General features: G+C 66.8%; 4 protein-coding genes and 1 pseudogene. All 5 read right to left on the bottom strand.

What is annotated here, in order from left to right; genetic code table 11:
* Positions 1-236: 236 nt before the first annotated feature.
* Complete coding sequence (locus A39O_RS42830) at positions 237-725, bottom strand: NAD-binding protein (RefSeq protein WP_245561953.1); 489 nt, start codon at positions 723-725, stop codon at positions 237-239.
* A complete protein-coding gene (locus A39O_RS34540) occupies positions 646-1,668 on the bottom strand; it encodes a cation:proton antiporter (protein ID WP_245561954.1) in 1,023 nt (340 codons plus the stop codon). The genes A39O_RS42830 and A39O_RS34540 overlap by 80 nt, the downstream gene beginning before the upstream one ends.
* A 46-nt stretch (positions 1,669-1,714) precedes the next feature.
* Complete coding sequence (locus tag A39O_RS0121480) at positions 1,715-2,677, bottom strand: metallophosphoesterase (RefSeq protein ID WP_020506730.1); 963 nt, start codon at positions 2,675-2,677, stop codon at positions 1,715-1,717.
* A gap of 200 nt (positions 2,678-2,877) precedes the next feature.
* Positions 2,878-3,627, bottom strand: a complete 750-nt coding sequence (locus A39O_RS43650; RefSeq protein WP_245561955.1) for a DbpA RNA binding domain-containing protein — start codon at positions 3,625-3,627, stop codon at positions 2,878-2,880.
* Between the two features lie 135 nt (positions 3,628-3,762).
* Positions 3,763-5,214: pseudogene (locus A39O_RS43655) on the bottom strand (DEAD/DEAH box helicase); the annotation flags it as partial.
* Positions 5,215-6,000: the final 786 nt, after the last annotated feature.

Consider the following 6,000-nt stretch of genomic DNA (forward strand, 5'->3'; position numbering starts at 1 on the left):
GTCGGACTTTAGGCGATTTCCGAATAAGACGCTATCAAGAATCAAGCTCCGTAGGAGCCCGCTTGCGGGCGACGTGACCTGCCGGAATCGCGTCATTGTGCCCCCACCCGTCGCCCGCAAGCGGGCTCCTACGGGTTGGGTTTCTCGCGGAAATCACCTTACGTTAGATTGTGGAGCAATAAAAAGCCTTTTTGTTGACTCATGCCCTTATGCTAGGGGCTAAGTCCGACAGGCTGCTAGGGGCCAGGTTCCTGTTTTTCTTCCACGACGGGCAGGTATCCCCAGTCACGGACGCCCTGGAGGATCAGATCGATATCGTCACCCGGAACATGCAGCATCCGCAGGGCCGTCGCCCCCAGGCGCAAGCTCGCTTCAATTGCTTCCGGATAGGCATGGGTCGCGCCGGCGTCAAGCAGTTGAGCGCTTGCTTCGAGGTCGCGTGCCCGCGCGATGATCGGAACCTGGGGGCAAGCACCGCGCAGTGCGGAGACGGCGCGTAACGCGGTCGCTGAACGGTCGACGGTGATGACGATCAACGAGGCCCGTTCCGCGTGGGCCGCCGCCAGTAGTTCGGGGTCGGCGATGTCGCCGTACAAGACCTGATGACCCGCGCTGCGGCCCTGTGCCACCCGCTTCGGGTCGGTATCAAAGGCCATGAATGGAACGCCGCTGCTTTGCAGCAGGATCGCGATGGCGTGTCCGACGCGTCCATAGCCGCCGATCAAGACCTGCGGTGTCGGCGCTTGCGGTAACGGCTCGGTGACCCCGTGCGTCGGGCCCTGGCCGAGGCCGGCCAAGCGTGTCGCAATAGCCTGGTTGAAGCGAATCAGCAGGGCGCCCGCGATCATGGCGAAGAGCACTGAGGTCAGTGCGATCTGGCCCAGGTGCAGTTCGATGACGGAACTCGGTCTCGCCGAGCATCATGCCGGCGAGAAAGGCACCGAATGCCAGCGACAGTCCAAGACTGCTGGTGGTCCAGGCCGCCAGCAATGCCACCAACAGCACCGCGAGCGTAAACAGCTCGGCGGAGCGCCGCTTGGCGACCAGATGGAACAACGGGCGCAGCAACCACCGGCCGACAAAGAAGACGAGTGCGAACGCGGCCACGGCTTTGATCATCGCCCAGCCGAGTGCGCCGGCCAGGACACCGGCACCGACCGCCGCGCCCAGGACGGGGATGACCACCAGGAAGGGAACCGCCATGATGTCCTGAAACACGGAGAGGGCGAGTCCGAGCCGGCCGTGCGGGCTGTTGTCTTCCCCTTGCTCGGCCAGTTGGCTGCCGATGATGGTCGTTGATGACTGCGCGAACACGGCCCCGATCACGAACGCGGCGGCGGCGGGGAGTCCGGCCAGCCAGACGATGATGCCGACGACGGCCGTGGTGAATCCGACTTGTGCGGTTCCCAGTCCAAGCACCTGATGCCTGAGTGCGTGCAGTTGGGGTAAGGAGAAGTTGAGACCGATGGTGAACAACAGGAAGACGACACCGAACTCGGCGAGCGCTTCGAACTCCGGCACATGGACCGTTGGTCCCGCCGTGTGCGGCCCAAGAATGACACCGACCAGTAAGTAACCGAGGCTGGTTGGAATATGGACTTGTTGAAACGCGAGGACCACGGCGACGGCCACGCTCAGCAACATCAGGATCTGGGCGAGATGCTCCATCATCCGGCATCCGCCGACGACTCAGCGATTGCCGTGGCGCGCGTCCTCACGGCCGCAGCTCATGGAGGGTGATCTCGGGCAGGCAATTGAGCCGGGCGTTGACTACCGAACTGCCGGCGCCGACCGAGGTGTAGCCGCTCATGGTCCCATAGGACCAGGACCCGGCGGCGAGGCGGCGCGGGCAGCGGGCGTCCCAGGTCAGCGCATAGCCGCCGGGCAGGCAGATCTGACCGCCATGGGTGTGCCCGCAGAGCATGGCCTGGAAGCCGGCGTGGGCGGCCTGGCGATAGACTTCCGGAGTATGTGAGAGGAGCAGGGCGACGCCGTCGGGGGGGATGGCGGCGGCGGCCTGGTGAAGATTGTGGACCTGGTAGTAATGGGCGTCATCGATGCCGGCCAGGTGAAGCACGGCGCCGGCCCGGTCGATCGGCACGGATTCGTTCAGCAGGACTCTGATCCCCATGGCTTCCAGCCCCGGCACCAGGCGGATCGTGTCATGGTTGCCGAGAATCGCGTAAATGGGTGCCTGCAAACTGCGTCGGATCCGTGCCAGGCCGTCCAGTGCCGGTTGGAAGGGGCCATAGGTACGGGCGCGGTAATCCCCGGTGAGCACGCACAGGTCATAGTCCAGTCCGCGCAGGCGCTCACAGATTGCTTGGGTAATGCGGGGGTCCAGGTCCGTGTGCAGATCGCTCAGGTGCAGCAGCCGCAGCCCCTCGAACGGGCGCGGCAGTCCGGCGATGGTCAGCCGGTTGTGCGTGAGCCGGATGGTCCGGGCATTGCGTTGGGCGCGCTCATAGAGACCGACCAGTCGCAAGGCGGTGCGGATGAAGCCGTGAACCGAATACCAGTTCTCCGGATAGAAAAAATGCGCCCCCGCACGGGCAAAGCAAAAGACCTCGTGGTCGCCCTCCAGCCCCAGGCGCTGGCGCAGGTGGGTGCGGCCGATCCGCTCCTCCAGTGCCAAAAATTCGGCCAGAGTGTCGTTTGAGGTATCAGGGTCTTGCATAGTGGCCAGGGTGCGGATCAGGAATGGTTCACTGGCCTTGATCGTATTCCGGCCAGTAGTGTGCGTAGTCAGGGCTTCCAGCCCTGACGATGTCAGGCCAGGATGGCCTGACTACGCACCCGGCGAGCCCAAGTGGCCGGAATCTTGATTGAGGCCCAACAGCGCGCCCGGCTGGCCGCGCTGAGCCGAGGGACGGGGAATCAGTCCCGACGCTTGCGCGGAAAGCCCTGATCCGGTCGCGGCCCGCGCGGCGGACCGTCCTCACCGCCGAAGCGCCGGGGGGCCGGCGCCCGCCCGTCATCCCGCGGCCGCGGGGGGCGGCCGTCCTGATCATCGCGGCGCGGTTGCGGCGGGCGGTGGGGGCCGTCCAGGACGGAGATCTGCAGTGCCCGGCCGCGGATGAAGACCCGCTTCAGGTGGCTGAAGATCTCCCGCGGCATGCCCGCCGGCAGGTCGACGATGGCATGGTCGTCCTGGATATCGATATGACCGATGAAGCGGCCTTCCAGTCCGCTCTCGTTGGCGATGGCCCCGACGATCTCGCGCGGGGTGACGCCGTCGCGGTGTCCCACCTCGATGCGGTGCTGGATCAGGTCCGGACGATCACGGTGCCCCCGGTCATCACGGTCGCGCGGGGGGCGGGTATCCGTGCGGGGCGCGTCGCGATAGTCGCCCTGGGGCCGGTCACGCTCGCCTTGCGGGAAGCGGTTGCCGCGGTCGTCGTCACGGGGGTCGCTCCGCCCGCTGTCCCGATTGCCGTCGCGCTCGCGGAACGGGGCCGCACCCTGATCCCGGAACGGCGGCCGGGCGTCGCGCTCGGGCCGGAACCCACGGTCGTCACGGGCCGGGCTGGGTCCCCGGTCGAAGCGGGGCGGATCGCCGCGGCCCTCTCGGTCGCGCGGGAAAGGCCGCTCGTCCGGGCGCTGGGCGCGTTCGCCCTGATAGGGCACCTGGCTGGGTTGACCACCGCGGTCGGCCCGCGGCGGACGATCGTCGCGGCCCGGCGTGCGCTCCCGGTTGTAGGCGGGTGCGGGGCGCTCTGCGCGGTTGTCGTAGCGGCGTTCGCCGCCCGCGGCGTCGCGCTCCGGGCGGGGGCCACGGTCATCCTGATCGCGCCTGGGCCGATTCTCGTAGGGGCGTTCGAACGGGCGGCCGCCGTCCTGGCGCCGCGGGCGCTCGTAACCGCCCTCCCGGTAGTTGTCGCGCCGCGGCTCACGCGGCGTTTCTTTGACTTCGAGCGGGCGCTCGCGCTGGATCAGGTAGCTCGCGGCGGCGGCGATATCCAGCAGGTTCAGTTCCTGCTCCTTCTCGATCCGGGCGATCAGGCGGTAGAAGAAGTCGAGATCCTGCTCGGTCAGGGTTTCGCGCAGTTGGGCGGTGAACCGATCGATGCGCGAGGCGCTGAGCTGGGCGGCCGAGGGCGGGTTCATCTCCGGGATGGAGCGGCGGATGGTCCGCTCGATGGAGCGCAGCAGGCCGCGCTCGCGCGGCTCGACCAGCAGGATCGCCTTGCCGGTGCGTCCCGCCCGGCCGGTACGACCGATGCGGTGCACATAGGCCGAGGGGTCGGTGGGGATATCGAAGTTCACCACATGGCTGATCCGTTCCACGTCGAGCCCGCGGGCGGCCACGTCGGTGGCGACCAGGATGTCGAGTTTGCCGCCCTTGATGCGCTCCACCGTGCGCTCGCGCATCTCCTGATTCATGTCGCCGTTCAGCGCCTCGGCGGCGAATCCCTGCGAGCGTAGCCGGTCCGCCAGTTCGGTGGTGCCGCCCTTGGTGCGGACGAAGATCAGCATCGCATCGAAGGTTTCGAGCTCCAGGATGCGGGTCAGCACGTCCACCTTGTGGAAACGGGTGACCACGCAATGCTGTTGGTCGATGGTGTCGACGGTGGCGGTGGCGGAGTGAATCCGGACTTCGACCGGATCGTTCAGGTGATCACGGGCGACCCGCAGAATCTCCTGGGGCATGGTCGCGGAGAACAGGGCGACCTGTCGTTCGGGCGGGGTGTGCTCAAAGATCCAGTCGATGTCCTCGGCGAAGCCCATGTTGAGCATTTCGTCGGCTTCGTCGAGGACCAGGGTCTTGAGTGCGCTGAGCGACAGGGTGGCGCGGCGCATGTGATCCATGATCCGCCCCGGCGTGCCGACCACGACTTGAGGAACGCGCTGGAGTTGGCGCACCTGCAACCCGTAACTTTGGCCGCCGTAGATCGGTAGAACCTGGAAGTCTTTGAGATAGTGCGCGTAGCGCTGGAAGGCCTCGGCGACCTGGAGCGCGAGTTCGCGGGTCGGCGTCAGCACCAGCACCTGGGGCAGCGGACAGTTCGCGTCGAGCCGGGAAAGCAGCGGCAGGGCGAAGGCCGCGGTCTTGCCGGTGCCGGTCTGCGCCTGGCCAAGCAGATCGCGCCCGGCCAGCAGATGCGGGATGCACTCACGCTGAATCGCGGTGGTGGACTCGTAGCCCAGTTCGGCGATTGCGCGGGCGACCGCGGGGGCCAGACCCAGGTCGCCAAAGCCGTCGGCCGGGGGCAGGTCGGCGGGCTCGGGTGCGGCTGCCGTGGGCTCGGTCGCCGTCTCGCGTGCGCCCTGGTTCGTGGCGTCGACACGGGCCGCGTCAGCGGCCGGTTCGCGAATTTCCGGCTTGTCGACCCCTGGCTCCCGAGTCTCTGGTTCCTGGATGCGCGGCGTGTCGTCGTCCGGCTCGGTGAACGGTGCGGCTGGCACACCATCCTGGTCGGGCTCGACCGGGGTCTGATCGGATGTCAGTTCGGGATTGGCCTGAACCGGCGTGTCGCCGGCGTCCTCGGTCGTCTTGGGGGAGTCCATGGGGGACCTCGCAGAGTAAGTGGTGCCTGGAGTGCATCCGGGGAGAGCGTCCGAGGAGGGGGTCAGGCAGAGGGGAATCGCGGAAAACCGGGCATTATGAGCGTTCCAGTGAGTCAGTGCAAGAAGTGATTTGCTGCGCGGCTGCTGCCGGGTGTGCGCGGCCGCTCGTCCAGTTATCGTGTTGTCCTCGTTGGTGGTGGCGAGCCTCTAGCGGTGTCCGCAACCCCCTGAACTGAAAAGCCGCCCGGCGGTGGAAAACTTTCGTTTACCCCAGCCCGGAACGAACAATCAGTCAGTTGCGCGGGTGGGCTGGGGCGGCGGGCGAAAATTCACCCCAGCGTAGCGGCGGGGTCGTGCAAAAAGGCGGCCGCCAAGGGATCATATCGTTATCGAGACGATCCTTTGCAGGAGGACCCCATGGCGGCCATTGAACCGAGCTTATTTGACTGGCGCGATGTTGACGCGCGCAGCGACCTGGAGCGGTTGTATCTG

Source organism: Lamprocystis purpurea DSM 4197, assembly GCF_000379525.1.
Classification (GTDB): domain Bacteria; phylum Pseudomonadota; class Gammaproteobacteria; order Chromatiales; family Chromatiaceae; genus Thiodictyon; species Thiodictyon purpureum.